Origin of the sequence: Aeromonas sp. LsrichE-8G, assembly GCF_022869435.1 — a bacterium.
Classification (GTDB): domain Bacteria; phylum Pseudomonadota; class Gammaproteobacteria; order Enterobacterales; family Aeromonadaceae; genus Aeromonas; species Aeromonas caviae.
Genome location: NZ_JALIHH010000007.1, coordinates 1 through 26,514, shown reverse-complemented (window position 1 = coordinate 26,514; position 26,514 = coordinate 1). Strand labels below are relative to the sequence as shown.

The following is a 26,514-nucleotide window of genomic DNA, read 5'->3' as shown; positions in this document are numbered from 1 at the left end:
AGAGCCGGGGCGAGAAACACCCCCGGTCGTGCTTTTTTTTCAGGTAAACAGGCGCGTGTGATGCTGTCAGCCCGCACAGGTTGGGTCGGCATCCGCTGCGATGTCAGTAACAGGAGTGTTTGATGCAGCAGAGAACCCTCGCCTTCATCGGGGCAGGCAACATGAGCCGCAGTATCATTGCCGGCCTCATCCAGGCGGGTTACCCGGCAGAGCGTATCATCGCCGCCAATCCCAGTCGCCCCAAGCTGGACGAACTGGCCAGCCAGTTCGGCATCCGTATCACCCAGGACAACGCCGAGGCGGCCCGGGAGGCCGAGGTGATCGTACTGGCGGTCAAGCCCCAGCTGATGGCGGGCATGCTGACGGCGCTGGTGGCCGAGCTTGGCTCGCTGGATGGCAAGTTGCTCATCTCCATCGCTGCCGGCATTCGCGTCGCGCGCTTGCAGGAGATGGCAGGCGGTCACGATCGCATCATTCGCACCATGCCCAACACCCCCTCCTTGCTGGGGCTGGGGATGACCGGGCTCTATGCACCGCCCGACATCGGGCAGGCCGATAGGGCGGTGGCCGAACAGATGATGCAATCCGTGGGCAAGACCCTCTGGGTGGATGAGGAGGCCAGTATCAACGGCGTCATCGCGGCGGCGGGCAGTGCCCCGGCCTACTTCTTCCTGTTCATGCAAGCGATTGCCGAGGAGGCCGAGGCCATGGGCTTTACGCCAGAGCAGGCCCGCCTGCTGGTGCAGCAAACCGCCCTGGGGGCGGCCGCCATGGTGGAGCAGAATCCCGAGCTGTCGCTGCAGACCCTGCGCGAGCAGGTGACCAGCAAGGGCGGGACCACGGCCGAGGCCGTCAAGACATTCCAGGAGCAGGGGCTGATGCCGCTGACCGCAAGAGCCATGCAGGCGGCCGTTACCCGGGCCGGCGAAATGGAAACCCTTTTCTGAATCCCTTTTAGCAAGGAGCCCGGATGAACACGGCTTACTTTTTGATTAACACTGTCTTTGATCTCTACCTCATGGTGGTGCTGCTGCGGGTCTGGCTGCAGTGGGCGCGGGCCGACTTCTACAACCCCATGAGCCAGATGGTGGTCAAGCTGACCAACCCGCTGGTGGTGCCCCTGCGCCGCGTCATCCCGGGTTTTGGCGGGCTGGACATGGCCTCTGTGCTGCTGGCGCTGCTGATCGCCTTTGGCAAGTTGGTCCTGCTCAAGAGCATGAATGTGCTGCAGGCGGACTGGCTCACTCTCTGTCTGTTTGCGACGCTCACCGTGTTGAAGAAGGCGGGTTCCATGATCTTCTGGATCCTGCTGATCCGCGCCATCCTGAGCTGGGTCAGCCAGGGTCGCAACCCCATTGAATACGTGATGCACCAGCTCACTGAACCCTTCCTGGCCCCCATTCGCCGCATCCTGCCTGCACTGGGCGGGCTGGATCTCTCCGTGCTGGTCGCCTTCATCGCGCTGCAGGCCATCAACTACCTGATGGGGGATCTGTTCGGCCAGTTGTGGTGGATGATCTGATGCCCGCCGTCCTGCTGGAAGGGGACGAGCTGGTGTTGCATCTGATCATCCAGCCCAAGGCGAGCCGGGATCAGATCATCGGATTGCACGGTGACGAGTTGAAAGTGGCCATCACGGCACCGCCGGTGGATGGTCAGGCCAACAGTCACCTGATCAAGTACCTGGCCAAGCAGTGCAAGGTGGCCAAGGGGCAGGTTCGCATCCTGCGGGGGGAGCTGGGTCGGCACAAGACGGTCGCCATCGACGCGCCAAAGCAGATCCCCGCCGAGATTGCCGCTCTGCTCGATAATCAGGGTTGATACGAGAGGGATGACATCATGAAAACAGCCTGGATGAGTTGCCTGCTGGCACTCCTGATGACGCTGCCGCTGCGGGCTGAGCAGATGCAGGAGCTGGGCCCCTGGAAAGTGCACTACAGCGCGTTCAACTCCAGCTTCCTCACCCCCGAGGTAGCCAGGACCTATGGCCTGGAGCGCAGCCGCTATAACGGCATCGTCAATATCGCGGTGCAGAACAAGCAGGGGGTGGCACAGGCGGTGGGGATCAGCGGCGAAGCCCGCAATCTGACCGGCACCCTTCGCCCCCTGAATTTTCAGGAGGTGAAAGAGGGGAATGCCATCTATTACCTGGCAGTGCTGCCCTATCGCAATGAGGACACCTACCAGTTCACCCTGAAGATCATGGGGGAGGGGCTGCAGCAGACGCTGACCTTCCAGCAGACCTTCTACGTCGACTAGATTGCAGGGTGAATGCAGATGCCCTGCCCCTACGGGGGCGGGGCATTTTTTTGCCCGGTGAACCTGTGCTCGACGTCAGTGGCTGGCCAGGGGATAGGTAAACAGGGCCAGGTGGGCGAAGTTGAACAGGAAGTGGAGCAGGATGGCGACACTGAGGCGCCCGCTCAGCTGGAACGCCAGGCCATAGCAGGCCCCCGCCAGCGCGGCGAACAACACCAGCAACGGGCCACCGGCAAGATGGGCTGCGCCGAACAGCAGGCTGGCGACCAGGAGACCTGCCCAGGGCGTGCTTCGGCTTGCCACCCCTTGCTGGATGCATCCCCGGAACAGCGCTTCTTCCGCCACACAGGTGAACAGCAGGTTGTTGAATGCGAACAGCCACCACCAGTGGGGCAGTCCCGCTTCGGGTTTGAGGGCGCCCAGTTGCCAGGCGGTGATGAGCAGGGCCGCGAGCGGCAGGATGAGCAGGGCCAGCGGCCGCCAGCGCATCGTTCCACCCGGGCCGAGCAGGCCGGGGATGGCCAGCAGCAGGACGAAGAAAATGAGCGGCTTGTCCAGATTGAGGTAGAGGGTGAAGGGCACGCTGGCCGGGCCCGCCTGTACCTTGTCGAGCACCCTGAGATTGTCAAAGCCGGGCACCAGATGCAGCGTCAGGGCGAGGGACCACAGCAGGATCAGCGTCAGTGCGACGCCACGCCAGGGTGGGGGCAGGGTGGGGGTACGCCAGGCCAGCAGCAGACCGGCGAGGCTGACAAGAGCGGCGAGGGGCGCGAGTCGCTCAAGCCAGAGGGCGGTGAGCAGGGCTAGTCCCAACAGAAGCATGCCGGGCCTGGTTCGGCGGGCGAGGCAGCAGAGTACGGCGAGCCCCAGGACGAGCCAGATGAGGATATCGGGGAGTGGTAACATCGAGTCTCCTTGTATGAATGAAGGGCGCACCTTAACGATCCCCATGGTCTGGTTCAAGGAAAAGGGACTGGCCGGCAGAAGACGCGCAATGAAAAGCCGGAGCTGGGCTCCGGCTTGGGCGGCGGCAAGATGTCACCGAGAGAGGCGATGGCCTTCCCGTATCAGCGACCGGACTCGGCGATGACCCGGGCGATGATGTCGGCGCGTTTGCTGGCTTCCAGCTCGCCCAGGGCGATGAGACCGGCCTTGAAGATGACGTTCTTCGGCAGACTGACGTCATCCAGGGTGGTGATGGCCTCGACGTGCATGCCGTTCAGGCGGCTGGCATCGCGCGGGCTCAGGTTGACCTGGGTGTTCAGCACCTGCTTGCCCTTCTTCTTGGGCTGGGCGGGTTTCTTCGGTTGATCCAGCTCGTCTTCCGGCAGTTCGTCATCAAAATCGTAAATGGACATAGTCAATCCTGTTGGGTTGCAAGGGGCATGCTCGCCCGAATGGGGGTAATCAGCCCATATCCTCGTTGCGGATAAAGGCGCGCCAGGAGCCGAGTACCTGGGCAAAATCTTCCAGCCCGCACATGGCCAGCTGTTCATCATCGTAGTAGGCGAGATCGTCGAGATCCTCGTCCTGCTCGATATTGAGTACATTGGCCTTCACCTCGGCTTCCTCGTGGGTCAGCAGCAGGGAGTAGTCGCCCCCCAGCAGCCGGTATTCGGTGCGGGCCCGGCTGGAGAGCTGGTCGATGATGGCGAACAGCTCGTCGAGCTTCTCCTCGTCCTTGCCCACCTCGTCGATCAACCACTGGCCGATGGCTTCATGGCCCATGGAGAACCGGGCGCGATAGCCACCGAACGGGTCGCGGCGAAATTCATAATCCATAGCGGAGTCCATATCGGAGGGTGAAACCACCACGGCGCAAAGCGGCATGATGCCGGATCCTTGATCCATGGTGGGGCACTGATAGCGTAAAGTGGCCTATTCTAGCGATCCCCCCCGCGCTTGTCTTGATGATGTGGGATCTTTAACGGGTGATCCCGGTGATGGCGCACGCCGGGGACCCTGTCAACGAATGGTATGGAGAGGCAATGCAGCTCAACGACGCGCTCGCGCATCAGATAGTCAGCCGGGCGATGAAGATCCTCTCGTTCTCGGTCAACGTCATGGATGAGCGGGGACTCATCATTGCGTCCGGCAATCCGGAGCGGCTGCACCAGCGCCACGAGGGGGCCGTGCTGGCCCTGACCGAGAACCGGGTGGTAGAGATAAGCGAGGCCACCGCCCGGGAGCTCAAGGGGGTGAGGCCTGGCATCAACCTGCCCATCGCCTATCAGGGGGAGCTGCTCGGCGTCATCGGCATCTCTGGGGATCCGGACATCGTGCGTGCTTACGCCGAGCTGGTGCGCATGACCGCCGAGCTCATCCTGGAACAGGCGGCACTCACCGAGCAGTTGCAGTGGGACAAGCGCCACAAGGAGGAGCTGGTGTTGCAGCTCATTCGCGGCGAAGGGCGGGCCGATCAACTGCAACAGGTGGCCCGCTTCCTCGAGCTGGATCTCGCCCAGCCCCGGGTGGTGGCCGTGCTGGCGCTGGAGGAGGCCGAGCCCGCCCAGGTGAGGGAGCTGGTTCACCTGCTGGAAAACCCGGAGCGGGACAACCTGGTGGCCATCAACGGCCTGGACGAGATAGTGGTGCTCAAACCCGCCCAGCTCAGCGACGGCGTCTGGCAGTCGGCGCAGGAGCGCAGCCGGATCCGGCAGCTGCTCTCCCGTATTCCCCATTTCAAGGTTCGCATCGGGGTGGGTGATTACTTCGCCGGCATCCCCGGGCTGGCGCTCTCCTACCAGACGGCGCGAGACACCTTGCGCCGTGGCATGCGCCAGTCGCCCCGCAAGCAGGTCTATTTCTTCGAGGATTACCGGCTCTCAGTGCTGCTCGGCACCCTGGCGGACTCCTGGCAGGCGGATCAGCTGCGGGCTCCGCTGCAAAAGCTGGCGCAGGAGGACACAAAGGGAACGCTGCAAAAGACGCTGCGCCAATATTTCTTGCAGGATTGTGATCTGCATCCCTGTGCCGAAGCCCTGTTCATTCACCCCAACACCCTGCGTTATCGACTGACCCGGATAGAGCAGATAACCGGCTTGAATTTCAACAAGTTAGATGACAAGTTTCTGCTCTATCTCGGGCTCAGTCTCGATAGCTGATTTGTCTTCTCCAACAAAAATACAAGGCCGGTAAATGCTTTTTTTGGTTTTATGGCCAAAGCATTCCAGGCGGGGATCCCCATAATGACGCCACTCATTACAACAACAAGGTGCCCGTCATGATCCCAGTCTCCGCGCTCGGCGCGCTCGCCGCGCTCTCCATCGCCATCTTCCTCATCCTGAAGAAGGTGCCGCCCGCTTACGGCATGATTGTCGGTGCCCTGGCCGGTGGCCTGATCGGTGGCGCCGACCTGACCCAGACCGTCGCCCTGATGATCGGCGGCGCCCAGGGGATCACCACGGCGGTGATGCGGATCCTGGCGGCGGGTGTGCTGGCCGGGGTGCTCATCGAATCGGGCGCCGCCACCACCATCGCCGAGACCATCGTCAAGAAACTCGGCGAGACCCGCGCCCTGCTGGCTCTGGCGCTGGCCACCCTGATCCTGACCGCGGTCGGCGTCTTCGTGGACGTGGCCGTCATCACGGTCGCCCCCATTGCGCTGGCCATCGCCCGCCGTGCCGATCTCTCCAAGGCGGCCATCCTGCTGGCGATGATAGGCGGTGGCAAGGCGGGCAACGTCATGTCTCCCAACCCCAACGCCATCGCGGCAGCCGATGCATTCCACCTGCCTCTCACCTCGGTGATGGCGGCGGGCATCATTCCCGGCCTGTTCGGTCTGGTGATGGCCTACTGGCTCGCCAAGCGCCTCAACAACCGGGGCAGCAAGGTGGCCGCCGACGAGGTGGTGAGCTTTGACGGTGCCAAGTTGCCCGGCTTTGCCGCCGCCATCAGTGCGCCCCTGGTCGCCATCCTGCTGCTGGCTCTGCGTCCCATCGCCGGTATCGTGGTGGACCCGCTCATTGCGCTGCCCCTCGGCGGCCTGGTCGGTGCCCTGATGATGGGCAAGTTCACCAAGGTGAACCAGTTTGCCGTCTCGGGCCTGGCCCGCATGGCGCCGGTGGCCATCATGCTGCTGGGGACGGGTACCCTGGCGGGCATCATCGCCAACTCCGGCCTGAAAGATGTGCTCATCAGCGGCCTGACCGCTTCCGGTCTGCCCTCCTACCTGCTGGCCCCCATCTCGGGTGCCCTGATGTCGCTGGCGACCGCCTCGACCACGGCCGGGACCGTGGTGGCCTCCAACGTGTTCAGCGCCACTCTGATTGAACTGGGGATCAGCAGCCTGGCAGGGGCCGCCATGATCCACGCCGGCGCCACCGTGTTTGACCACATGCCCCACGGCTCCTTCTTCCATGCCACCGGCGGCAGCGTCCACATGGGCGTCGGCGAGCGGCTCAAGCTCATCCCCTACGAAACCGCGGTCGGTCTGACCATCGCCGTTGTCTCCACCCTGATGTTTGGCGTGTTTGGCCTCGCCTAAGGAACTGATATGAAAATTGTGATCGCCCCCGATTCATTCAAGGAGAGCCTGAGCGCCATGGCGGTGGCCGATGCCATCGAGGCCGGTTTCAAGCAGGTGCTGCCGGATGCCACCTACGTCAAGCTGCCCATGGCCGATGGCGGCGAGGGGACGGTGCAGTCTCTGGTGGATGCCACCGGTGGTCGCATCCTGCCGGTCGAGGTGACCGCCCCCCTCGGCAACAGGGTGCAGGGCTTCGTGGGCCTGCTGGGGGATGGCAAGCGGGCCGTCATCGAGATGGCGGCGGCCTCCGGCCTCCATCTGGTGGCGCCAGAGCTGCGCAATCCGCGGCTCACCTCCAGTGCCGGCACCGGGGAGCTGATCCTGGCCGCGCTGGAGATGGGGGTGAACCACCTCATCCTCGGCATCGGCGGCAGCGCCACCAATGACGGCGGTGCCGGCATGATCCAGGCACTCGGCGGCAAGCTCCTGAAAGCAGATGGTACCCCCATCGCGCCGGGCGGTGCCGGTCTTGCCGAGCTGGCCACCATCGACCTGAGCGGGCTGGATCCACGTCTGAGCGGGCTCCACATCGAGGTGGCCTGCGACGTGGACAATCCGCTGTGCGGCCCGAAAGGGGCGTCCGCCGTGTTCGGTCCGCAGAAGGGGGCAACTCCCGAGATAGTGGCCGAGCTGGATGCCAATCTGGCCCGTTACGCGGACTGCATCGAGCAGGCGCTTGGCAAGCAGGTGAAGGAGATCCCGGGAACGGGGGCCGCAGGCGGCATGGGGGCAGCCCTGGTGGGGCTGCTCGGCGCCGAGCTCAAACCCGGCATCCGGATCGTCATCGAGGCGCTGAACCTGGCCGAGGCGGTGGCCGATGCGGATCTGGTCATCACCGGCGAGGGCCGCATCGACAGCCAGACCATCCATGGCAAGACGCCCATCGGGGTGGCTCGCTGCGCCAAGCAGTTCGGCAAGCCGGTGATCGGCATCGCCGGATGCCTCACCGATGACTGCGGCGTGGTGCATGAGCATGGGCTCGATGCGGTGTTCGCCGTGGTCAATCGGGCCATGTCCCTGCCGGAGGCGCTGGCCACCGCCACCACCAACCTGCAGCTCACGGCCCGCAACGTGGCGGCTCTCTACCTGCTGCGCAAATGACCCTCTCTCCTGGCCGATGCGGTGCATCGGCCTGACCCTGCCCCGTGCAGCAGAGTGAGCGGCCCGGCGTGGCACCTCTGACGCACTTGCCGATCCTTGGGTCGGCTTTTTTATTATCCTGCTGTCTTTCATATGGTTTTTGTATTCTGAGAAGGGGCTTTGCGGCATAGTGATCTCCCGACAGTGAGGGAGCCACGAGAAACAAGGCCCGCCTGAGGGAGGGCTTCCCATTCCGGGGGGCAATATGCGAGGTGCGAGCCATGATCCTGCTGACCCTGGGGGTGGTGTTGTTCACCCTGACTCATCTTTACCCCTGTTTCGCGGCACAGCACCGCGCCCGTCTGCGGGAGCGGCTGGGGGAGAACCGCTACAAGGGGCTCTTCTCGCTGCTGGTGTTCGTCGCCATCGGTTGCATCCTCGCAGGCTGGCGCAGTGCCAGTCCCATGCCCCTCTATTTTCTGCCTGTCTGGGGGCCCACCCTGGTGATGGGGATCATGCCGATCGCCCTTGTCCTGCTGTGTGCGGGGCAGGGGGCGAACCATTTCCGTCGTTGGCTGGTGCACCCCCAGCTGCTCGGGGTGCTGCTCTGGTCGGGGGCCCATCTGGTGGTGAACAGCGAGGCGCGTTCTCTGGTGCTGTTTGGCGGGCTCGGTCTCTGGGCTCTCATCAGCATCGTCTGGATTTCGATGCGGGAGTGGGGTCGTCACCCCCGTGCCGCCGCCACCTGGCAGGGGACGGGGATCAGTCTGGGGGCGGGGCTGGCCCTCACGGCTCTGCTTATCTTCTGGGGACACGGCTGGCTGACCGGGATCCCCCTGCACTGATCCCTGAACCAGATTCCGGGGTCTTGCGTATGATGGACAAAACAATGGGAGTCACGTCGATGAAATGGTTCACCCTGCTGCTGATGCTCGGCTCGGGCGCGGTCTCTGCCGCCTGCCCCGATTACTTCAACGTGGAGATGCGGGAGCTCAACAGCACCCAGCGCCACAACCTCTGTCAGTTGACCGAGGGCAAGGTGGTGCTGGTGGTCAACACCGCCTCCTACTGCGGTTACAGCGGTCAGTTCCGGGATCTGGAAGCCCTCTATCAGGGCTACAAGGAGAAGGGACTGATGGTGCTGGGCTTCCCCTCCAACGATTTCTGGCAGGAGGCGGGCAACGAGAACAAGACCGCCGAGGTGTGCCGCCGGGACTACGGGGTGACCTTCCCCATGTTCAACTGGGTGGCGGTGCGGGGTTCGGATGCGGTGCCGCTGTTCAAGGGGCTGGCCGCTGCTGCCGACGGTGATGCGCCCAACTGGAACTTCCACAAGTACCTGGTCGGGCGGGACGGCAAGCTGATTGCGAGCTATGGCGCCAACCAGAATCCGTCGGATGATCCTCTCAAACAGCAGATCATCGATGCCCTGGGGCACTGACCCTACCCCATGGCGGGCCACTCTGGAATAATGCGGCCCCGCCATCCACTCCGGTGACACCGTGCTGCAACGTCTTCCCCAAATGGTGATCTTCGATGCCCTGGTTCGTGAACAGGGCATCTCGGCGGCTGCGCGCCGCCTCGGGGTCTCCAAATCCCACATCAGCAAGCAGCTCGCCCTGCTGGAAACCGCGCTCGGCGCCCAGCTGGTACAGCGCACTACCCGCCGTTTCGGGCTCACCGAACTGGGTCTGGAGTATGCCCGCCACTGCCGCGCTCTGGTGGCGGTGGCGCTGGAGGCGGAATCCATGGTGGCGGAGCGCCGTGGCAAGGTGAGCGGTGTGCTCCATCTGGGGGTTGGTCAATCCTTCGGGCGGTTGCACGTGATCCCGCGCCTCAAGGCGTTTCAGGCACGTTATCCGGATCTGGAGCTGGAGGTGTCCCTGTTCGATCACCGCACCAATCTGGTGGATGAGGGGCTGGATCTCTGGATCACCACCTACGAGGACAAACCCGAGTCCCTGGTAGGGCAGCGACTGGCAGACATCGGCTTCGTGCTGGTGGCCTCGCCGGATTATCTGCTGAGTCACGGCACGCCACTGCACCCCAGGGATCTGGCCCATCACAATTGCATCACCTACCAGAGCCGGGAGCGGCGCTACCACGAGTGGTCATTTCGCCAGGGCAAGGAGCGCCAGACGGTGCAGGTGGCGGGCAACTATCGGGTGGATCTGGCTGAAGCGGTGCGGGACGCCGCCCTGGCCGGGCTCGGCATCGCCTACGTGGCCAACTACCTGCTGGACAAGGAGCTGCAATCTGGTCAGCTCATCCCTCTGCTGCCCCAGTGGCAACCGAACCAGAAGATGGCGGTGCACGCCGTCTATGCCAGGCGAGAGCATCTGGATCCCAAGATCCGGCTGTTCATCGACTTCCTCAAGGAGAGCTTCGGACCCGGGCCCTACTGGGCGCAGCGACTCGCCCCCTGGCTCGGGGGGAAATTGTCCGGCACCGAGGAATAATCGTTTCCATACAAGAACACTGGCGTGAGTGCGGTTTCAAAGTTGTGTCAAATCAGTCAGTTGGCGCAACCGATATCGTGCAAACGTTTTTGCTAACAGGGTTGTAACCCGGCAGGGTTGCGGCGGTGAGGGGATGGGAGCAGAATCCGCGCCCATCTTCAGCCTCACTGGATGGAATCCCCATGATTGCCCTGCTTGGTATCCTGAGCATCCTGGCCCTGGCCGCACTCTGCTCTGATAATCGTCGTCGTATCCCGTTGCGAACAGTGGGCTTTGCCCTCTGCCTGCAAGTGCTCTTCGCCGCCCTGGTGCTCTGGCTGCCCGCCGGTCAGCAGGTATTGAACGGTGTCAGCGAGAGCGTCAGCAGCGTCATCGGCTACGGCCAGGAGGGGATTGCCTTCCTGTTCGGGGATCTGGCCAAGTTCAAGCTGGGCTTCATCTTCGCCTTCAACGTGCTGCCGGTGATCATCTTCTTCTCCGCGCTGATCGCCATCCTCTATCACATCGGCCTGATGCCCAAAGTGATCGCCCTGCTCGGCGGCGGCCTGCAGAAATTGCTGGGCACCGGCCGCGCCGAGAGCCTCTCTGCCACCGCCAACATCTTTGTCGGCATGGTGGAAGCGCCGCTGGTGGTCAAACCCTATCTCTCCAGGATGTCCGATTCCCAGTTCTTTGCGGTGATGAGCTGCGGACTGGCCTCGGTAGCTGGCGGCACCCTGGTGGGCTACGCCAGCATCGGGGTCGAGCTGAAATACCTGATTGCGGCGGCCTTCATGTCCGCCCCTGCCGGGCTTGCCATGGCCAAGATCCTGGTGCCGCCCGCCGCGCAAGAGGAAGATCACCACGAAGACGTGGAGATCCCCCGCGCCACCAACGTCATTGAAGCGGCCGCCGATGGTGCCATGGCGGGTCTCAACATCGCCGTCGCCGTGGGGGCGACCCTGCTGGCCTTCGTCGGCGTGATCGCCCTGCTCAACGGCCTGCTGGGCTGGGCCGGCGACCTGGTGGGGCTGGAGCTGAGCTTCCAGATCATCCTGGGCTGGCTGTTTGCCCCCGTTTCCTGGCTCATTGGCGTTCCCTGGGATCAGGCCCAGGCGGCTGGTGCCCTGATCGGCACCAAGATCGTCATCAACGAGTTCGTCGCCTTCATCGCCCTGGTGCAGGATCAGACCCTGAACGAGTCGAGCAAGGCCATCGTCACCTTCGCCCTGTGCGGTTTCGCCAATATCTCTTCCATGGCGATCCTCATCGGCGGCCTGGGGGCCATGGTGCCGGAGCGCAAGTCCTTCATCGCCCGCTACGGCATGCGCGCCATCCTGGCGGGGGTGCTGGCAAACCTGATGAGCGCCTCCCTGGCAGGCTTGTTCCTCGCCCTCTGATAGACCCTGGAAGTCAGCACCTTCCGGTCATTGCCCGCTTCGGCGGGCTTTTTTGCACCCGCTTGCAGGCAAAAAAAAGCGCCTCTGGGGAGGCGCGGGGAAAAGACAGATTGGAAGCGTCACATGGGTGCCACCTGAATGAGGGATGAGCCGTCCCATCCAAGTGTGAAGCCATGATGCCTGATGCTCTCTGAAGCGCTTCTGAGGCGATTCTTCATACTGTGTTCATTTTCAAAATGCTGCCGTAATGTGATTTTTCAAATGATTGATGCTGAAATAAAATAAATAATCAGTGATTTATTTTGTTGTGCAGCTCAAAGGAAAGATGAATCGGGGCGGTGGGCATGCTCCTGCCATGGGGCGGATCCGGCGGCAGATTATCCCGGTGCCGGCTCAACGCATCACGCAACCATACTGCCAGATGGCAAACAACCAGCATGTGATGGGGATGCTGTCCGTCATGAGCAGTGCGACGCGGTCTGCTGTTGGGACCAGCAACTCGTATGTGATGGAGATGCCGCTCGTCAGAGGATCCGCGCGAGTGGCCTGCGGTCTGTGGTGCCTGCACCCGCAACCCGCATTTGACAGGAGGCGCGCCCTTTCATGGGGTCAGCGCGAAGTGGTCTGCGGTCTCCTGCTCCAGTGCCAGCAACCAGCGCTTGATGGGGATACCTCCCCCGTAGCCGGTCAGTTCACCGCTGCGCCCTATGACCCTGTGGCAGGGCACTATGATGCTGAGGGGATTGCGGCCGTTGGCGGCGCCTACTGCCCGCACGGCCCTGGGGTTGCCGATGGCCTCTGCAATCTGGAGGTAGCTGACGGTCTCGCCGTAGGGAATGTCGCACAACGCCTGCCACACGGCCTGCTGGAATGGTGTGCCCGTGGCGGCCAGGGGGAGATCGAAGCGCCGCAGGCGGCCGGCAAAGTAGGCGGAAAACTGCTCGACGAAGGGGGCCAGGGCGGCATCATCCCGCTGCCACTCCGGTTGCGGCAGGACGGGGCGCTCCCCTTGCATGAATTCCACGTGGCGCAGCCCGGCCCCATCGATGGCGATGAGCAGGGGCCCCTTGGCACATTCACAAAAGCTGTACTGCATTCTCTTGTCCTCGGGGTTGTGGCAGGTCACTCCAGCACGGGCTTGCCGCGGGTGGATTTGATCTCTCCCTTGCGTTTCTTGGCATCGACCCGCTTGCGTTGGGAGCTGCGGGTCGGCTTGGTGGCGTGGCGGGCCTTGGGGCGCCACGCGGCTTTTTTCAGCAGCTCGGTCAGGCGGCTCATGGCCTCCTTGCGATTCATGTCCTGGCTGCGATGGGTCTCGACCCTGATCTGGATGAAGCCGTCGTGAACCCGGCTGTCGCTGAGCCGCTCCAGTCCCTCCTTGTAGAGCGGCGGCAGGCTGGGGGAGTCGCGATAATCGAAGCGCAGCCAGACGGCGGAGTCGGTCTTGTTGACGTGCTGGCCGCCATTGCCCTGGGCCCGCATGGTCTGGAATTGCAGTTCATGCCAGGGGATGATCACGCTGTTGGAGATGACTAACATGGGGTGATGCTCTCATTTGGTGCATCAAGGGAGTCTGGTGCAGCTTGGTGCCTCATTATGGGGCGAGATGCGCTTCCTTGGTGATCCTGAGCCTTTCTGGCTCAGAGTGTCATGTCTATCTATATGAAAATAAACGATAAAAATACTTGGCACAAGAATTGATGACCCATTCGTGACATACCATGGATTGGGAGCAACCAGATGAAGCTGATTACTGCGATTATCAAACCTTTCAAGTTGGACGACGTGCGCGAGGCCATCGCCAACCTGGGGGTGGAAGGCCTGACCGTCTCCGAAGTGAAGGGTTTTGGTCGCCAGAAGGGGCACACCGAATTATACCGGGGAGCCGAGTACCAGGTCGACTTTCTGCCGAAGGTGAAGCTGGAGATCGCTACCGCAGACGAGAACGTCGAAGGGGTGATCGAGGCCATCTGCAAGGCGGCCTATACCGGCAAGATCGGTGACGGCAAGATTTTCGTCTATGACCTGCTGCAAGCGGTGCGTATTCGTACTGGTGAGAGCGACGACGAGGCGCTCTGAGTACGCTCCTTTGCCCGGCCGGGTCGGGCAAAGGTCCGGGCAGGTTCTGCCGACAGTGTGAAGGGGTGGTCGTCGAAAGACCGGATGGGATTCCATCCGGTCTTTTTGTTTGGCCGCTGATTAAATAGATCGTTCCAACCCTGCAAACCGCCTTGATCCTCTCCTCCCGATTCATGCAGAATGCAAACGAAAATGGTTATCACTCTTTACGCAGACAAGGAACGGATGATGAAAATGAAGATGTTGGCACTGGCTTTCTCCACGCTTGTCGCCCAGTCGGCGTTCGCCGCCCAGGAGGTAAACGTCTATTCGAACCGTCAGGATGAGCTGATCAAGCCCATCATCCAGCAGTTCGAGAAGGAGACCGGGATCAAGGTCAATGTGGTGTTTGCCAAAGAGGGGCTGAACGAGCGTCTGGAACGGGAAGGCAAGCTCTCTCCGGCCGATCTGATGCTGACCGTGGACATCAGCCGTCTGACCGAGCTGGTGGACAAGGACCTGGTGCAGCCGGTGGACAGCAAGACGCTGCAGGAGAACATCCCCTCCATCTATCGCGATCCGGACAACCGCTGGTTCGCCCTGACCACCCGGGTGCGTGCCATCTACTCCAGCAAGGAGCGTCTTGGCAAGCTCGACACCATCCGCTACGAAGATCTGGTCAAGCCTGAATTCAAAGGAAAAATTTGTACCCGTAGCGGCAAGCACGAGTACAATGTGGCGCTGGTTTCGTCCATGATTGCCCATCACGGCATGGCGGACACCAAGACCTGGCTGGAAGGGGTCAAGGCCAACCTGGCGCGCAAGCCCCAGGGCAACGACCGTGATCAGGTCAAGGCGATCAAGGACGGCATCTGTGATGTCTCCCTGGGCAACAGCTACTACCTGGGTGCCATGTTGAAGGACCCGGCGCAGAAGTCCTGGGCCGACGCGGTGGAAATCAACTTCCCGAACCAGGGTGATCGCGGTGCCCACGTCAACGTGAGCGGCGTGGCCATGACCAAGTATGCCAAGAACAAGGACGCAGCACAGAAGCTGATGGAGTTCCTCTCCGGGGATACCGCCCAGCACATGTATGCGGATGTGAATGCCGAGTACCCGGTCAAGGCGGGGGTCGAGCCTTCTGCCATGGTCAAGTCCTGGGGCACGTTCAAGTCTGACCCCATGCCGGTCAGCGATTATGCCAAGCACCGCAAGGACGCCTTGCAACTGCTGGATGAAGTGAAATTCGACTTGTAATCAGATGGGGCCAACGGCCCCATCAACTTCTGTGGACTCATGAAACATTTTGGATGGATTGCCGGCAGCTGGGCCACCGCCCTGCTGCTGGGTTTGCCGGTACTCGCCCTGGTCTTCTCCGCCTTCTCGGCTGATGGGGAACTGTTTGCCCACCTCGCCGATACCGTACTGCCCGACTATCTGCGAAACACGTCCGGCCTGGTGCTGGGGGTGGTCTGCTTCAGCCTGCTGTTCGGAGTGCCCACCGCCTGGCTGGTGGCCATGTGCGAGGTGCCGGGGCGCCGCGCCCTGCAATGGGCGCTGATGCTGCCCATGGCGATGCCCTCCTATATCGTTGCCTACGTCTATACCGACCTGCTCGACTACTCGGGCCCGCTGCAGGCGGGGCTGCGTGCCCTGTTTGGCTGGCAGGGACCGACCGACTACTGGTTCCCGGCCATTCGCTCCCTCGGGGGCGCCGCCTGGGTGCTGGCGCTGGTGCTCTTCCCCTATGTCTATCTGCTGGCACGGGCCTCCTTCCTGGAGCAGTCGGTCAGCCTCATTCACTCCAGCCGTCTGCTCGGCTGCACCCCCTGGCAGAGCTTTCGCCGCCTGAGCCTCCCCCTGGCCCGCCCGGCCATCATGGTGGGGGCATCTCTGGTCGCGATGGAAACTCTGGCGGACTTTGCCACCGTCCACTTCTTTGCCATCAACACCCTGACCACCGCCATCTACGACACCTGGCTCGGCTACGGCAGCCTGGCGACCGCCGCCAAGCTCTCCTGTCTGATGCTGCTGGCGGTGGTGCTGCTCATCGCGCTGGAGCGCCGCTCCCGCCAGCGCCAGCAGGTGTTCCAGAAGTCGATGGGCTTCGAGCAGCCCCTGCGTTACCCCCTCGGGGGCCTGAGGGGCGTGCTGGCCGGGCTCTGGTGCTGGGGCCTGGTGCTGGCGGGGTTTGCCCTGCCGTTCGTCATCCTGCTCGATTACGGGGTGCGTTACTTCGCGCTGTCGTGGACGCCCGAATTCGTGCGCTTTGCGGGCAACAGCCTCGCCATCTCGGCCCTGACCGCCCTGCTGGCCATGGCCATTGCCCTGCTGCTCGGCTTCTTCCGTCGCCTCGATGGGGGGACTCGCAGCCTGCTGCCCCTGCGCCTTGCCGCCATGGGCTATGCCATGCCGGGGACCGTGCTGGCCATCGGCGTGCTGGTGCCGCTCACGGCCCTTGATTTTGGCATCAACGATCTGGCCGAGTGGCTCGGGATGCCGGGCCCCGGTCTGCTCCTGACCGGCACCCTCACCGCCATCGTGTTCGGCTATCTGGTGCGCTTCGTCGCCATCGCCATCGGGTCGGTGGAGAGCAGCATGAGCAAGATCTCCCCCAGCCTCGACATGGCGGCCCGCTCTCTGGGGCAGGGGGCGGGCGGCATGCTGCGTCGCATTCACCTGCCGCTGGTACGCCGCGGCCTCTTTGCCGGCGCCATGCTGGTGTTCATCGAATCCATGAAGGAGCTGCCCGCCGCCCTGCTGCTGCGGCCGTTCAACTTCGAAACCCTGGCGACCCACGTCTATCAGTTCGTCTCGGACGAGATGCTGGAGCGGGGGGCGCTCGGTGCCATCGTCATCGTGCTGGTGGGGCTGATTCCCCTGCTGTGGATAAACCGTACCCTGGATGGTCCAGGCCATTGAGCGGCCCCGTCCGGCATCACTACGCGAGAGGAAAAGAACCTTGTCCTGCCTGAATATCGAGAAGGTCAGCTGTCACTACAATGGCCGCCCCGTGCTGGAGCAGCTCTCCCTGCAGGTGGCCGACAACGAGATCGTCTGTCTGCTGGGGGCCAGCGGCTGTGGCAAGACCACGCTGCTCAAAGCGGTGGCCGGTCTGCTGCCCCTGGCCCAGGGGGAGATCCGGCTGGGAGAGACCCTGCTCGATGCCCCCGGCGTGAGTGTGCCGCCGGAGGCCCGCCATATCGGCATGATCTTCCAGGATTACGCTCTCTTTCCTCACCTGACGGTGGCCGAGAACGTCGGCTTCGGCCTGACCGGGCAAGATCGCGGCAGCCGCCAGCAGCAGGTGGAAGAGGCGCTGGCGCTGGTCAACCTGCAGGGGTTGGGGGAGCGCTATCCCCACCAGCTCTCCGGCGGCCAGCAGCAGCGGGTGGCCATCGCCCGCGCCCTGGTGTGCAAGCCGCGCCTGATGCTGCTGGACGAGCCCTTCTCCAACATCGACACCCAGGTGCGGATGAAGCTGATCCTCGAGATCCGCACCCTGCTCAAACAGCAGGGCATTGGCGCCATCTTCGTCAGCCACAGCAAGGAAGAGGCCTTCGCCTTCGCCGATCGGCTGGCCCTGTTTCGCGCCGGTCGCATCGAGCAGGTGGGGGAGCCGGAGCAGCTCTATCGCCGCCCCGGGAACCGCTTCGTGGCGGAGTTTCTCGGCGGGGTCAACTATCTGGCGGCCGAGGTGGTGGACAGCCACTGCGTGCAGACCCTCCTTGGAACCATCTGCGGTCAGGAGCCCCATGGCCGCGCGGTGGGGGAGCGGCTGCAGCTCATGCTCAGACCCCAGCAGTTGGCGCTGACGGCGGCGGATGACGGTGAGCTCCGGGTGCGTGAGCAACAGTTCCTGGGCCATCACTGCCGGGTACTGGTGGAGTGTGGCGGCCAGCAACTGGAAGCCAGCATCGGTGAGCCCCTGGAAGGGGAGCGCGCGCGGCTGACCGTGGCGCCTCATGCCCTGGTGTTGTTTGACCCCTTGCCCTGAGTGCGTGGTATTGTCATGAAATCAATGAACTGGAAGCGCGCTGGTTTATAATCGCGCCACGCCCATAGCCAACGCACTTGGAGAGAGACATGAAAGCCCAAGCCGGGATCTGCGCAGAGCCGAATCTGCACGCCCTCTATCTGATGTTCAATCGCACCGGTGACGCCGCTGCCCTGACCTCCCGCCTTGCCAGCCTGCCAGCACTCTGGGAGGCGGTGAGCGCCGACTTCCCCGATGCTGCCTTCAGCGGTCTGGTCGCCGTCGGGGCCGACGCCTGGGATGATCTCTATCCTGCCGCCCGGCCGCCCCAGTTCCGCGGTTTCATGGCGCAATCCGCCAACGGTCAGGAGGCCCCCAATACCCCGTTCGATCTGTTCGTGCAGTTGCGTGCTGATCGGGTGGACGTGCTGCATCATGCCGGTCATCGCGTCATGGCCCTGCTGGCCGGGCTTGTTGAATTGGCCGAGGAAGTCCGCGGTTTTCGCAACCAGGATTGCCGGGATCTGACCGGTTTCGTCGACGGCACCGAGAACCCGCAGGATGAGCACCGCGCCGTGGTGGCGTTGCTGGACGGCGGCGAGTTCGCCGGTGGCTCCTACATCCACGTGCAGCGCTGGGTCCACGCCATGAGCGACTGGGAGAAGCTGGCCCTGAAGGAGCAGGAAGACATCATAGGCCGCACCAAAGTCGACAACATCGAATACGAGTCCGCCGACAAGCCGCTCACTTCCCACATCAAGCGGGTCAACCTCAAGACCCCGAAGGGGGAGTCCATGGAGATCCTGCGCCAGAGCATGCCCTGGGGCACCATGAGCGAGCAGGGGCTCTACTTCATCTCCTGCTGCCGCACACCGCTGCACTTCAACGCCATGCTGGCCAGCATGTACAAAGGGGAAGGCAGCCACTTCGATCACCTGCTGCGCTTCACCCGGGCGGTGACCGGCGCGGCCTTCTTCGCCCCTTCCGTCGATTTTCTGGTGGCCGAGGGCAAATAAGCCCGGCCTGCCGATCGCTCAAAACAAAAAATCCCGGCCAAGGCCGGGATTTTTGTGCGGATCGCCCAAGGCGACCGGATCAGGGCGTCTGCTCGAACAGCTCGAGGGCGGAGAGGTAGAGCTCCTCGATGTCGGTATCGCTGGTCGGGGTGATGAAGATGGTGTCATCACCGGCGATGGTGCCGAGGATCCCTTCGGCCTTGCCGAGGGAGTCAAGCAGGCGGGCGATCAGCTGAGCTGCGCCGGGGCTGGTGTGGATCACCACCAGAGCGCCGTTGTGGTCGACATCCAGCACTAGGTTCTTGAGGGGGCTGGAGGTGGTGGGCACGCCCAGCTCCACCGGCAGACAGTAGACCATCTCCATCTTGGCATTGCGGGTGCGAACGGCGCCGAAGCGGCTCAGCATGCGCGAGACCTTGGATTGGTTGATGTTCTCGAAGCCCATCTCTTGCAGGGCAGTCACTATCTCTGCCTGGGAGCCGAAACGCTCCTCTTTCAGCAAGGCTTTAAAGGCCTTGGCCAGTTTTTCTTGCTTGTCGTTATGTTTCATCTTGGACTCACGAATGAGGGGAGTGACCGCCTGTCACGCTCAGGCGGCAGATACGAACAGCGCTGCTATTTTGCATTCATATGCCTGTTTTGGCAAGGAAGCGGCGCTTGTTCTGCATATTGATTCAAATATAGCTTGCATCAACTTATGCTGGCGCTAGAATCAGGACGAAATTTTGAAAACTTATTCAATTGGGCTGTATGGGTATCGAATTAATCGGCATCGAAAAATCCTGGCACAAGGTGCCGGTACTGCAGCAGGTGAGCTTTCGGACTGCTCCCGGCGAGACCTTGGTATTGCTGGGCCCGAGCGGGGCAGGCAAGAGCTCTCTGCTGCGCATGATGAACTTGCTGGACACGCCGGATGCCGGTGTGTTGCGCATCGCAGACTGTGAATTTTCTTTCCCGTCCAGCCTCTCTACTGCCGAATTCAACCGTCAGGCACAGGCGCTGCGCCGCAAGGTGGGCATGGTGTTCCAGCAGTACAATCTGTGGCCGCACCTCACCGTGATGGAGAATCTGATTGAAGCGCCCGTCAAGGTGCTCGGCATGAGCCGCGACGCGGCCATCGAGAAAGGGGCCTATCTGCTGGCCCAGCTGCAACTGGCCGACAAACGGGACGCCTGGCCCGCACGGCTTTCCGGTGGCCAGCAGCAGCGGGTCGCCATTGCCCGGACCCTGATGATGGATCCCCAGGTGCTGCTGTTTGACGAACCGACGGCTGCCCTGGATCCCGAAATTACCAAAGAGGTGGCGGAGATCATCCGCACCCTGAGCCAGACCGGCATCACCCAGGTGGTGGTGACCCACGAGGTGGAGTTCGCCCGCAAGGTGGCCAGTCAGGTGATCTATCTGGAGAAGGGGCGGATCATCGAATCCGGCACCGCCGCCATCTTCCAGTCCCCGCAAACCAGCCGGTTTGCCGAATTCTTGATGCATTGATATTGAGTCGATAAGGAAGCTGTCATGAAAAAGAGTCTGTTGCTGATCGCCGCCATGGGTCTGCTGAGCACTTCTGTGCTGGCCAAAGAGATCAAGTTCGCCACCGAGGCAACCTATGCGCCGTTCGAATACCTGGATGACAAGAACGAGTTCCAGGGGTTTGACATCGATCTGGCCCGCGCGGTCTGCGAGCAGGCCAAGCTGGAGTGCAGCTTCCACAACCAGGCCTTCGACAGCCTGATCCCCAGCCTCAAGTTCCGTCGCTATGATGCCGTCATCGCCGCCATGGACGTGACGCCGGAGCGGGCCGCCCAGGTCGACTTCTCCGACATCTATTACGAGAACTCCGCGGTGTTCGTCGCCAAGAAAGAGACCTTCAAGGGGCCGGACGATCTGGTGGACAAGACAGTCGGCGTGCAGAACGGCACCTCCCACCAGTCCTATCTGGTGGACAACTGGGTGAGCAAGGGTCTGCTGACCGTGCCCTACGCCAGCTACCAGAGCGCCTTCCTCGACATGATGAATGGCCGCACTGACGGCGTGTTTGCCGATACGGCGGTGGCCGCCGACTGGCTCAAGCAGCACAAGGAATACGCCGTGGTGGGTACCCCGGTGACCGACGCCAAGTACTTCGGTACCGGTTTTGGCATCGCCGTGGCCAAGGGCAACCAGGAACTGCTGACCCAGCTGAACAAGGGGCTGGCCGAGATCAGGGCCAACGGCACCTATCAGAAGATCTATGACAAGTACTTCGCGCAGTAAGCCATGTTGAGCCTGTTGTTGGATGCAGCCTGGATGACCCTCGGGCTGGCCCTGGCATCCCTGGTCGGTGGCATGGTGCTGGCACTGGCATTCAGTGCGGCTGAGTTGAGCAAGCAGCGTGCGTTGGTGTGGCCCGTGGCCACCCTGACCACCTTGATCCGTGGTCTGCCCGAGTTGTTGGTGGTGCTCTTCATCTACTTCGGCTCGACCCAGGTGCTGTTCCTCATCACCGGGGAGTATGTGGAGTTCAGCCCGTTCGCCTGCGGTGTGCTGGCGCTCTCCCTGCTGTTTGCGAGCTACGCCACCCAGACCCTGCGTGCCGCCCTCAATGCGGTGCCCCCTGGGCAGCGGCTGGCGGCGCAGGCGCTCGGCCTGGGCAAGGGGCACACCTTCTTTCGCATCGTGCTGCCCCAGGCCTGGCGTCACGCCCTGCCCGGGCTCGGCAACCAGTGGCTGGTGCTGCTGAAAGACACCGCCCTGGTCTCTCTCATCGGGGTGAACGAGATGATGCGTCAGGCACAGATGGCTTCGGCCAGCACCTATCAACCCTTCACCTGGTACGCCGCTGCCGCCCTCATCTATCTGGCCATCAGTCTGGTGAGTGAATTCGGCTTGAAGCAGGCGTCCCGCTATACCCGCCGTTACGGAGGCTGACCATGCAGGATTACCTGATGACCCTGCTGGGAGGGCTGGCGATCACCTTGCAGCTCACCGTGTTCAGCTTGTTGCTGGGCGTGCTGATGGCGGCCGGCATGACCTGGGTGCTGGAGCGTCGCATTCCGGTGGCGACCCAGTTGGTGCAGCTCTGGGTACTGGTCTTTACCGGTACGCCGCTGCTCATCCAGATCTTCCTCATCTACTACGGGCCTGGCCAGTTTGAATGGCTCAAGGCGGGGCCGCTCTGGCCGCTGCTCAAGCAACCCTGGTTCTGCGCCGTGCTGGCGCTCGGTTTCAATACCGCAGCCTACTCCACCCGGCTGTTCAAGGGGGCGCTCGACGCCATCCCCGCCGGTGAAGTGGAGGCCTGCCGTGCGCTCGGCTTCTCGGCCGGACAGACCCTGTGGATGAAGACCCGCCATGCCGCCCGTCGGCTGGTCCCCGCCTATTCCAACGAGGTGATCCTGGTGCTCAAGGGGAGTTCGCTCGCGAGCACCATCACCATCATGGACATCATGGGGCTGGCCCAGCGTCTCAACGCCCAGACCTATGACACCCTGGCGGTGTTCACCGTGGCCGGAGCGCTCTATCTGACCATGAATGGATTGTTAACAATTGGTTTCCGCTGGTGTGAGCGTCGGGCACTGGCTTTCCAGTCCTGAAGCAGTCACATTTACCTCTTAATGGTGAGGGGAGCACAGGAAATCTGTGTCTTTCCTCCCATTTATCGCATATTCCTCTCCGCTTTCATCGCCGCTTGTTCCCTGGCTCACAGAACCCGTGATTACAACTGTTATCAGATTGTTTTTTAGGAGGGGATCCTTTAAGGTGAGGCGCACAATAAGAATCAGCATTAACCCAACTAGAAACAACCTTAAACCTACGCTTAGACATGGAGTTGATCATGAAAGTTGCCGTTCTGGGTGCCGCCGGTGGCATCGGCCAAGCCCTCGCTCTGCTGTTGAAAAACCGCCTGCCTGCCGGTTCCGAACTGAGCCTGTATGACATTGCCCCGGTCACTCCGGGCGTGGCGGCGGACCTGAGCCATATCCCGACTGACGTGAAAGTAAAAGGTTTCTGCGGTGAAGATCCGAGCCCGGCTCTGGTCGGCGCCGATGTCGTGCTGATCTCTGCCGGCGTGGCGCGCAAGCCCGGCATGGACCGTTCCGACCTGTTCAACATCAACGCAGGTATCGTCAAGAATCTGGTGGAAAAGTGTGCTGCTTCCTGCCCGAAAGCACTGATCGGCATCATCACCAACCCGGTCAACACCACGGTCGCCATCGCCGCCGAAGTGCTGAAGAAAGCCGGTGTCTATGACAAGCGTCGCCTGTTCGGCGTGACCACCCTGGATGTGATCCGTGGCGAGACCTTCGTGGCCGAAGCCAAGGGCCTGAACGTTGACAAGGTACGTGTCAACGTCATCGGCGGCCACAGTGGCGTGACCATTCTGCCGCTGCTCTCCCAGGTTGAAGGCGCCAGCTTCACCGCTGAGGAAGTGGCTGCCATGACCAAGCGCATTCAGAATGCCGGTACCGAAGTGGTGGAAGCCAAGGCCGGTGGCGGTTCCGCCACTCTCTCCATGGGTCAGGCAGCCTGCCGTTTCGGTCTGTCGCTCATCAAGGGTCTGCAAGGGGAAGCCAACGTCATCGAGTGTGCCTATGTGGAAGGCAACGGTGAGCACGCCACCTTCTTCGCGCAGCCGGTGCTGCTCGGCAAGAACGGTGTCGAAACCGTGCTGGACTACGGCAAGCTGAGCGCCTTCGAGCAGGAAGCGATGGACAGCATGCTGGCCACCCTGAAGGCCGACATCCAGCTGGGCGTCGACTTCGTCAAGTAAGTCGCTACGTCGACCGCAAGGGGAGCCCAGGCTCCCCTTTGTCATTTTCGGGGCTGGGTGTGGCGGGCTAAGGAGATGGCCCTGGCTGCCGATAACAGAAGGCAGCAGGAGATCCCTATGATAAAACCAAGAACCCTCATCGCCATTATCGGTGTGTGCAGCTTCCCCTTGCAGGGGGCGGAGCCCACCTTGGCCGCCGCGCCCACCCAGGCGGTGGCGGTTGCTGCCGCGCCGCCATCCGCGGCGTTTGCACCCTTGTCACCGGCCTCGTCATCGGCCCAGCCAGCCCTGACGCCAGCCTCTTCTGTCGCCACGTCATCCCTCCCTGTGTCAGCTGCGCCAGCCCAGGCGCCATCCGCATCCGCACCTGTACCGTCCGCACCGGCAGCTGCGCCGCTGCCCAGGGCGACGACACAGGCATCCGCTGCTGCGGGAGAGTTGCAGGCCGTGCCGCTCTATCGCCAGGACGAACTGCTCAACTGGATAGAGCAGGGGCGCCATCTGGCCCGGGTGAAGCAGGACAGGTGCCAGCTCACCCAGGATATCGAGGCGCGGGCCTCGGTGATGAAGATCCCTGCCTATCAGTTCCTCTGGGGAGACATGCTGGCCTGGGGGGTTTGCACCAAGCCGGACGCCCAGATCGGAGTGCAGTACATGTGGGAGGCCGCCAACCAGGGGCTGGCGCCGGCGCTGGAACAGCTTGGCCGCTATTACTGGAAGGGGATCCTGGTTCAGAAGGATCTGGTGAGGGCCGAGACCCTGATGCGGGAAGCCGCGAGCCTGGGCTTCTTGCGGGCACAGATGGAGTGGGTGGAGATGTTGCTGCAGGGCATGGGGAGTCCCCTGGATTACGAGGAGGCGTATCACTGGCTGCACGGCGCCGTCATCGGCGACAAGGCCATGCACCAGAAGGCGGCGAGCCTGCTCAGCCGGCTCGGCAACCGGATGCCCGCCAATGCCATCGCCCGTGCCAAGGCGATGCACTGAGTCCTGATAGTCCGCTTTGATATGACAAGGCCCACGAAGCTGTGCTTGTGGGCCTTGTGCATTTTCCCGGTCAGGGGAGGGATCAGAGAGCCTGATGGGGGCCGAAGACCTCGTAGTGCATCCGCCCGGCAGGCACGCCCACATGCTCCAGCTGAGCTTTGACTGCCTTCATGAACGGGACAGGGCCGCAGAAATAGTAGTGGGCGTCGGCCGGAATGAGGTCGGTGACCTGCTCCAGTGCCAGAGTGCCGCTGAAGTCGTAATCCTCTCCTTTGACATCCTGCTCCCCCGGCTCCCGATACCAGATCCGGCTCTCCAGTTTCCCGTATTGCCTGCTCTTTGCCCGGATCTCGTCCCTGAACGCGTGGTGGGCGCCATGTTCGCAGGCGTGAAGCCAGCGAATATCCACATCCGGGCCATCGGCCAGCAAGTGGTTGAGCATGCTCAGCATGGGGGTGAGGCCGACCCCGGCGGAGATCAGCACCACAGGCGTGTCTGTCTCCTCTTGCAGGAAGAAGTCGCCGGCCGGCGGCATGATGTCGACCGTGTCACCGATGTGAAGATGATCATGCAACAGGTTGGAGGCCTGACCCCTGGGTTCGCGCTTGACGCTGATGCGGTAGTCGCGGCCATTGGGGGTGTCCGAGAGGGAGTACTGGCGGATCTCCTGATGCTCGAGGGCGGGATGAACCAGCTTGATACTGAGATATTGCCCCGGTTTGAAACGCAACACGGGGTTGCCATCGAGGGGTGCCAGGACGAAAGAGGTGATGAGTTCACTCTCTTGACGCTTCTCCTTGATGATGAAAGGGCGGGTTCCCTGCCAACCACCGTCCTGGCTTGCCTTCTCCCGATAGAGCTCGCTCTCCCGGCCGATAAAGATGTCGGCCAGCACACCGTAAGCCTTGCCCCAGGCGGTAAGGACCTCCTCCGTAACAGCGTTGCCACCCATTTCTTTGAGCGTGGCCAAGAGATGACTACCCACAATGTGATATTGTTCCGGCTGGATCAGGAAACCCGTATGTTTGTGGGCGATGCGTTCAACGGCTCCGGCCAGGGCCCCCAGATTGTCGATGTTCCTGGCATAGGCCGCCACCGCACTGAACAGTGCCAAGGGTTGTCCCCCGCTACGCTGGTGAGCCAGGTTGAAGACATCCTTCAACTCGGGATTGTGGCTGAACATGCGCTGATAAAAGTGCCGTGTGAGGTCAGGGCCCGCCGATTCGAGCAAAGGAATGGTGCTCTTGATGACGGCGATGGTGGCTTGGTCTAACATAGGAGGTCCTTTCTAATTGAACATCTGGAATGTCACTTATTAAGTTGCATCCTAAATGTTTAATTGATCTGGATCAATCATCAATTCTTCGCGCTAGGCGCTACAGGCACTATGAGACTAACGAGCTATACCGATTTTGGATTGAGAGCCCTGCTCTATCTGGCCACCCTGCCGGAGGGGGAACTGTCGAGCGTGGCCAAGGTATCCGCCTTGTACGACGTATCCCGCAACCACATGGTGAAGGTGGTGAACCAGTTGGTAAAACTGGGCTATCTGCAGTCACAACGCGGCAAGAATGGTGGTATCCGCATGGCGCGCTCCCCCGACGAGATCAATATCGGGCAAGTGATCCGGGCGTTGGAAGGCAATCTGGACGGGATCGACTGCAGCTCCCCGGTCTGCCATATCGTCTCCGTCTGTCTGCTCAAGAGTGCCTTGAAGGAGGCGATGAACGCCTTCCTCGCGGTGATGGATGGCTATACGCTGCAGGATTTGCTGGCAAACCGTGACGAGTTGCAGCAGGTGTTCGGTGAGCTCATCCCCACTCTGGTGCTGGAGCCGGATGACGAGAGCGAGTGAAACAAAAAGGCTGCCATCGGCAGTAATGCCGATCAGTTAAGGATCCATTGACCGATCCTCAGGCTGTGTAAGAATCCGAAACTCCTTGTTGGGTTTCGGATTTTTTTATGCGTATCGACCAAGCTCTCGACTTCATTCACGCCTGTCCTCCCGGAAAGTTTGAGTCC

General features: G+C 62.2%; 30 protein-coding genes. 23 read left to right on the top strand and 7 right to left on the bottom strand.

Translation table 11 applies throughout. The features are described from left to right. The first annotated feature begins 122 nt into the window (after positions 1-122). The 4 genes from proC to MUW49_RS02075 are packed head-to-tail and all read left to right on the top strand — an operon-like array spanning position 123 to position 2,259. Complete coding sequence (gene proC, locus MUW49_RS02090; RefSeq protein ID WP_244812361.1) at positions 123-947, top strand: pyrroline-5-carboxylate reductase; 825 nt, start codon at positions 123-125, stop codon at positions 945-947. Between the two features lie 23 nt (positions 948-970). Further along, the gene (locus MUW49_RS02085) at positions 971-1,522 is read left to right on the top strand and encodes a YggT family protein (RefSeq protein ID WP_010673053.1); all 552 of its coding nucleotides are present in this window, start codon (positions 971-973) and stop codon (positions 1,520-1,522) included. Then, the gene (yggU, locus tag MUW49_RS02080) at positions 1,522-1,821 is read left to right on the top strand and encodes a DUF167 family protein YggU (protein WP_043153029.1); all 300 of its coding nucleotides are present in this window, start codon (positions 1,522-1,524) and stop codon (positions 1,819-1,821) included. Before MUW49_RS02085 ends, yggU begins: the two co-directional genes overlap by 1 nt. Positions 1,822-1,839: 18 nt before the next feature. Further along, positions 1,840-2,259 (top strand): DUF4426 domain-containing protein, encoded by a 420-nt coding sequence (locus MUW49_RS02075; RefSeq protein WP_043153031.1) that lies wholly within the window; start codon positions 1,840-1,842, stop codon positions 2,257-2,259. 75 nt (positions 2,260-2,334) lie between these two features. On the opposite strand, the gene MUW49_RS02070 is transcribed toward MUW49_RS02075, so the two are convergent. From MUW49_RS02070 to MUW49_RS02060, 3 genes are all read right to left on the bottom strand, one after another. Further along, the gene (locus MUW49_RS02070) at positions 2,335-3,165 is read right to left on the bottom strand and encodes a CPBP family intramembrane glutamic endopeptidase (protein WP_113978402.1); all 831 of its coding nucleotides are present in this window, start codon (positions 3,163-3,165) and stop codon (positions 2,335-2,337) included. A 161-nt stretch (positions 3,166-3,326) separates the two neighbouring features. Then, complete coding sequence (locus MUW49_RS02065; RefSeq protein WP_039039963.1) at positions 3,327-3,617, bottom strand: hypothetical protein; 291 nt, start codon at positions 3,615-3,617, stop codon at positions 3,327-3,329. Positions 3,618-3,666: 49 nt separating this feature from the next. After that, a complete protein-coding gene (locus MUW49_RS02060; RefSeq protein ID WP_039039964.1) occupies positions 3,667-4,041 on the bottom strand; it encodes a YacL family protein in 375 nt (124 codons plus the stop codon). A 206-nt stretch (positions 4,042-4,247) separates the two neighbouring features. On the opposite strand from MUW49_RS02060, the gene MUW49_RS02055 reads away from it, so the two are divergent. The 7 genes from MUW49_RS02055 to MUW49_RS02025 all read left to right on the top strand — a co-directional run bounded on the left by MUW49_RS02055 (position 4,248) and on the right by MUW49_RS02025 (position 11,705). Continuing rightward, on the top strand, positions 4,248-5,363 hold the full coding sequence (locus MUW49_RS02055; RefSeq protein ID WP_039039965.1) for a sugar diacid recognition domain-containing protein: 1,116 nt from the start codon (positions 4,248-4,250) through the stop codon (positions 5,361-5,363). A 119-nt stretch (positions 5,364-5,482) separates the two neighbouring features. Then, on the top strand, positions 5,483-6,745 hold the full coding sequence (locus MUW49_RS02050; protein ID WP_039039966.1) for a GntP family permease: 1,263 nt from the start codon (positions 5,483-5,485) through the stop codon (positions 6,743-6,745). Positions 6,746-6,754: 9 nt separating this feature from the next. Then, positions 6,755-7,888: a glycerate kinase gene (locus MUW49_RS02045; RefSeq protein ID WP_244812360.1), complete on the top strand. Its 1,134-nt coding sequence runs from the start codon at positions 6,755-6,757 to the stop codon at positions 7,886-7,888. 260 nt (positions 7,889-8,148) lie between these two features. After that, positions 8,149-8,712, top strand: a complete 564-nt coding sequence (locus MUW49_RS02040; protein WP_244812359.1) for an NnrU family protein — start codon at positions 8,149-8,151, stop codon at positions 8,710-8,712. Between the two features lie 59 nt (positions 8,713-8,771). Further along, positions 8,772-9,308 carry a glutathione peroxidase gene (locus tag MUW49_RS02035; RefSeq protein WP_182721759.1) on the top strand — a complete coding sequence of 179 codons (537 nt, stop codon included), beginning with the start codon at positions 8,772-8,774 and terminating at the stop codon, positions 9,306-9,308. 82 nt (positions 9,309-9,390) lie between these two features. Then, positions 9,391-10,326, top strand: a complete 936-nt coding sequence (locus MUW49_RS02030) for a LysR family transcriptional regulator (RefSeq protein WP_039039969.1) — start codon at positions 9,391-9,393, stop codon at positions 10,324-10,326. A gap of 182 nt (positions 10,327-10,508) precedes the next feature. After that, a complete protein-coding gene (locus MUW49_RS02025) occupies positions 10,509-11,705 on the top strand; it encodes a NupC/NupG family nucleoside CNT transporter (RefSeq protein ID WP_041214468.1) in 1,197 nt (398 codons plus the stop codon). Positions 11,706-12,306: 601 nt separating this feature from the next. Here MUW49_RS02025 and MUW49_RS02020 read toward each other — a convergent pair. Both MUW49_RS02020 and arfB read right to left on the bottom strand, forming a co-directional pair. Then, positions 12,307-12,801: a methylated-DNA--[protein]-cysteine S-methyltransferase gene (locus MUW49_RS02020; protein ID WP_103857996.1), complete on the bottom strand. Its 495-nt coding sequence runs from the start codon at positions 12,799-12,801 to the stop codon at positions 12,307-12,309. A gap of 26 nt (positions 12,802-12,827) precedes the next feature. Further along, positions 12,828-13,244, bottom strand: a complete 417-nt coding sequence (gene arfB, locus MUW49_RS02015; protein WP_010673067.1) for an alternative ribosome rescue aminoacyl-tRNA hydrolase ArfB — start codon at positions 13,242-13,244, stop codon at positions 12,828-12,830. Positions 13,245-13,445: 201 nt separating this feature from the next. On the opposite strand from arfB, the gene glnK reads away from it, so the two are divergent. From glnK to MUW49_RS01990, 5 genes are all read left to right on the top strand, one after another. Then, entirely contained in the window at positions 13,446-13,784 is a 339-nt protein-coding gene (gene glnK, locus MUW49_RS02010; protein ID WP_005332325.1) for a P-II family nitrogen regulator, read from the top strand. A 228-nt stretch (positions 13,785-14,012) separates the two neighbouring features. Beyond that, positions 14,013-15,020: a Fe(3+) ABC transporter substrate-binding protein gene (locus tag MUW49_RS02005; RefSeq protein WP_039039971.1), complete on the top strand. Its 1,008-nt coding sequence runs from the start codon at positions 14,013-14,015 to the stop codon at positions 15,018-15,020. 39 nt (positions 15,021-15,059) lie between these two features. Next, a complete protein-coding gene (locus MUW49_RS02000) occupies positions 15,060-16,685 on the top strand; it encodes an iron ABC transporter permease (RefSeq protein ID WP_103857974.1) in 1,626 nt (541 codons plus the stop codon). A gap of 40 nt (positions 16,686-16,725) precedes the next feature. Continuing rightward, positions 16,726-17,760 carry an ABC transporter ATP-binding protein gene (locus tag MUW49_RS01995; RefSeq protein WP_244812358.1) on the top strand — a complete coding sequence of 345 codons (1,035 nt, stop codon included), beginning with the start codon at positions 16,726-16,728 and terminating at the stop codon, positions 17,758-17,760. Between the two features lie 89 nt (positions 17,761-17,849). Continuing rightward, entirely contained in the window at positions 17,850-18,755 is a 906-nt protein-coding gene (locus MUW49_RS01990) for a Dyp-type peroxidase (protein WP_039039974.1), read from the top strand. 79 nt (positions 18,756-18,834) lie between these two features. Here MUW49_RS01990 and argR read toward each other — a convergent pair whose 3' ends face one another. Continuing rightward, entirely contained in the window at positions 18,835-19,305 is a 471-nt protein-coding gene (argR, locus tag MUW49_RS01985; protein WP_005308670.1) for a transcriptional regulator ArgR, read from the bottom strand. A gap of 200 nt (positions 19,306-19,505) precedes the next feature. Between argR and MUW49_RS01980 the strand changes: the two genes are divergently transcribed. The 6 genes from MUW49_RS01980 to MUW49_RS01955 all read left to right on the top strand — a co-directional run bounded on the left by MUW49_RS01980 (position 19,506) and on the right by MUW49_RS01955 (position 24,492). Beyond that, on the top strand, positions 19,506-20,246 hold the full coding sequence (locus MUW49_RS01980) for an ATP-binding cassette domain-containing protein (protein ID WP_041210949.1): 741 nt from the start codon (positions 19,506-19,508) through the stop codon (positions 20,244-20,246). 24 nt (positions 20,247-20,270) lie between these two features. Further along, complete coding sequence (locus MUW49_RS01975; RefSeq protein WP_042882134.1) at positions 20,271-21,008, top strand: arginine ABC transporter substrate-binding protein; 738 nt, start codon at positions 20,271-20,273, stop codon at positions 21,006-21,008. Positions 21,009-21,011: 3 nt separating this feature from the next. Continuing rightward, positions 21,012-21,662 carry an arginine ABC transporter permease ArtQ gene (gene artQ / locus MUW49_RS01970; RefSeq protein WP_042014905.1) on the top strand — a complete coding sequence of 217 codons (651 nt, stop codon included), beginning with the start codon at positions 21,012-21,014 and terminating at the stop codon, positions 21,660-21,662. Positions 21,663-21,664: 2 nt separating this feature from the next. Next, positions 21,665-22,327 (top strand): arginine ABC transporter permease ArtM, encoded by a 663-nt coding sequence (artM, locus tag MUW49_RS01965; RefSeq protein ID WP_039039976.1) that lies wholly within the window; start codon positions 21,665-21,667, stop codon positions 22,325-22,327. A gap of 242 nt (positions 22,328-22,569) precedes the next feature. Then, complete coding sequence (mdh, locus tag MUW49_RS01960) at positions 22,570-23,505, top strand: malate dehydrogenase (protein WP_010673076.1); 936 nt, start codon at positions 22,570-22,572, stop codon at positions 23,503-23,505. Between the two features lie 396 nt (positions 23,506-23,901). Beyond that, positions 23,902-24,492 (top strand): sel1 repeat family protein, encoded by a 591-nt coding sequence (locus MUW49_RS01955; RefSeq protein ID WP_029313773.1) that lies wholly within the window; start codon positions 23,902-23,904, stop codon positions 24,490-24,492. 82 nt (positions 24,493-24,574) lie between these two features. On the opposite strand, the gene hmpA is transcribed toward MUW49_RS01955, so the two are convergent. Further along, a complete protein-coding gene (gene hmpA / locus MUW49_RS01950; RefSeq protein WP_210538225.1) occupies positions 24,575-25,768 on the bottom strand; it encodes an NO-inducible flavohemoprotein in 1,194 nt (397 codons plus the stop codon). Positions 25,769-25,879: 111 nt separating this feature from the next. On the opposite strand from hmpA, the gene MUW49_RS01945 reads away from it, so the two are divergent. Beyond that, positions 25,880-26,347, top strand: a complete 468-nt coding sequence (locus MUW49_RS01945; RefSeq protein ID WP_039039978.1) for an Rrf2 family transcriptional regulator — start codon at positions 25,880-25,882, stop codon at positions 26,345-26,347. The last annotated feature ends 167 nt before the right edge of the window (positions 26,348-26,514 follow it).

Excerpts from the sequence above, each read along its gene's own strand:
- proC (WP_244812361.1), top strand. The coding sequence starts at position 123 with ATGCAGCAGAGAACCCTCGCCTTCATCGGGGCAGGCAACATGAGCCGC.
- MUW49_RS02085 (WP_010673053.1), top strand. The coding sequence starts at position 971 with ATGAACACGGCTTACTTTTTGATTAACACTGTCTTTGATCTCTACCTC.
- yggU (WP_043153029.1), top strand. The coding sequence starts at position 1,522 with ATGCCCGCCGTCCTGCTGGAAGGGGACGAGCTGGTGTTGCATCTGATC.
- MUW49_RS02075 (WP_043153031.1), top strand. The coding sequence starts at position 1,840 with ATGAAAACAGCCTGGATGAGTTGCCTGCTGGCACTCCTGATGACGCTG.
- MUW49_RS02070 (WP_113978402.1), bottom strand. The coding sequence starts at position 3,165 with ATGTTACCACTCCCCGATATCCTCATCTGGCTCGTCCTGGGGCTCGCC.
- MUW49_RS02065 (WP_039039963.1), bottom strand. The coding sequence starts at position 3,617 with ATGTCCATTTACGATTTTGATGACGAACTGCCGGAAGACGAGCTGGAT.
- MUW49_RS02060 (WP_039039964.1), bottom strand. The coding sequence starts at position 4,041 with ATGGATTATGAATTTCGCCGCGACCCGTTCGGTGGCTATCGCGCCCGG.
- MUW49_RS02055 (WP_039039965.1), top strand. The coding sequence starts at position 4,248 with ATGCAGCTCAACGACGCGCTCGCGCATCAGATAGTCAGCCGGGCGATG.
- MUW49_RS02050 (WP_039039966.1), top strand. The coding sequence starts at position 5,483 with ATGATCCCAGTCTCCGCGCTCGGCGCGCTCGCCGCGCTCTCCATCGCC.
- MUW49_RS02045 (WP_244812360.1), top strand. The coding sequence starts at position 6,755 with ATGAAAATTGTGATCGCCCCCGATTCATTCAAGGAGAGCCTGAGCGCC.
- MUW49_RS02040 (WP_244812359.1), top strand. The coding sequence starts at position 8,149 with ATGATCCTGCTGACCCTGGGGGTGGTGTTGTTCACCCTGACTCATCTT.
- MUW49_RS02035 (WP_182721759.1), top strand. The coding sequence starts at position 8,772 with ATGAAATGGTTCACCCTGCTGCTGATGCTCGGCTCGGGCGCGGTCTCT.
- MUW49_RS02030 (WP_039039969.1), top strand. The coding sequence starts at position 9,391 with ATGGTGATCTTCGATGCCCTGGTTCGTGAACAGGGCATCTCGGCGGCT.
- MUW49_RS02025 (WP_041214468.1), top strand. The coding sequence starts at position 10,509 with ATGATTGCCCTGCTTGGTATCCTGAGCATCCTGGCCCTGGCCGCACTC.
- MUW49_RS02020 (WP_103857996.1), bottom strand. The coding sequence starts at position 12,801 with ATGCAGTACAGCTTTTGTGAATGTGCCAAGGGGCCCCTGCTCATCGCC.
- arfB (WP_010673067.1), bottom strand. The coding sequence starts at position 13,244 with ATGTTAGTCATCTCCAACAGCGTGATCATCCCCTGGCATGAACTGCAA.
- glnK (WP_005332325.1), top strand. The coding sequence starts at position 13,446 with ATGAAGCTGATTACTGCGATTATCAAACCTTTCAAGTTGGACGACGTG.
- MUW49_RS02005 (WP_039039971.1), top strand. The coding sequence starts at position 14,013 with ATGAAAATGAAGATGTTGGCACTGGCTTTCTCCACGCTTGTCGCCCAG.
- MUW49_RS02000 (WP_103857974.1), top strand. The coding sequence starts at position 15,060 with ATGAAACATTTTGGATGGATTGCCGGCAGCTGGGCCACCGCCCTGCTG.
- MUW49_RS01990 (WP_039039974.1), top strand. The coding sequence starts at position 17,850 with ATGAAAGCCCAAGCCGGGATCTGCGCAGAGCCGAATCTGCACGCCCTC.
- argR (WP_005308670.1), bottom strand. The coding sequence starts at position 19,305 with ATGAAACATAACGACAAGCAAGAAAAACTGGCCAAGGCCTTTAAAGCC.
- MUW49_RS01980 (WP_041210949.1), top strand. The coding sequence starts at position 19,506 with ATGGGTATCGAATTAATCGGCATCGAAAAATCCTGGCACAAGGTGCCG.
- MUW49_RS01975 (WP_042882134.1), top strand. The coding sequence starts at position 20,271 with ATGAAAAAGAGTCTGTTGCTGATCGCCGCCATGGGTCTGCTGAGCACT.
- artQ (WP_042014905.1), top strand. The coding sequence starts at position 21,012 with ATGTTGAGCCTGTTGTTGGATGCAGCCTGGATGACCCTCGGGCTGGCC.
- artM (WP_039039976.1), top strand. The coding sequence starts at position 21,665 with ATGCAGGATTACCTGATGACCCTGCTGGGAGGGCTGGCGATCACCTTG.
- mdh (WP_010673076.1), top strand. The coding sequence starts at position 22,570 with ATGAAAGTTGCCGTTCTGGGTGCCGCCGGTGGCATCGGCCAAGCCCTC.
- hmpA (WP_210538225.1), bottom strand. The coding sequence starts at position 25,768 with ATGTTAGACCAAGCCACCATCGCCGTCATCAAGAGCACCATTCCTTTG.
- MUW49_RS01945 (WP_039039978.1), top strand. The coding sequence starts at position 25,880 with ATGAGACTAACGAGCTATACCGATTTTGGATTGAGAGCCCTGCTCTAT.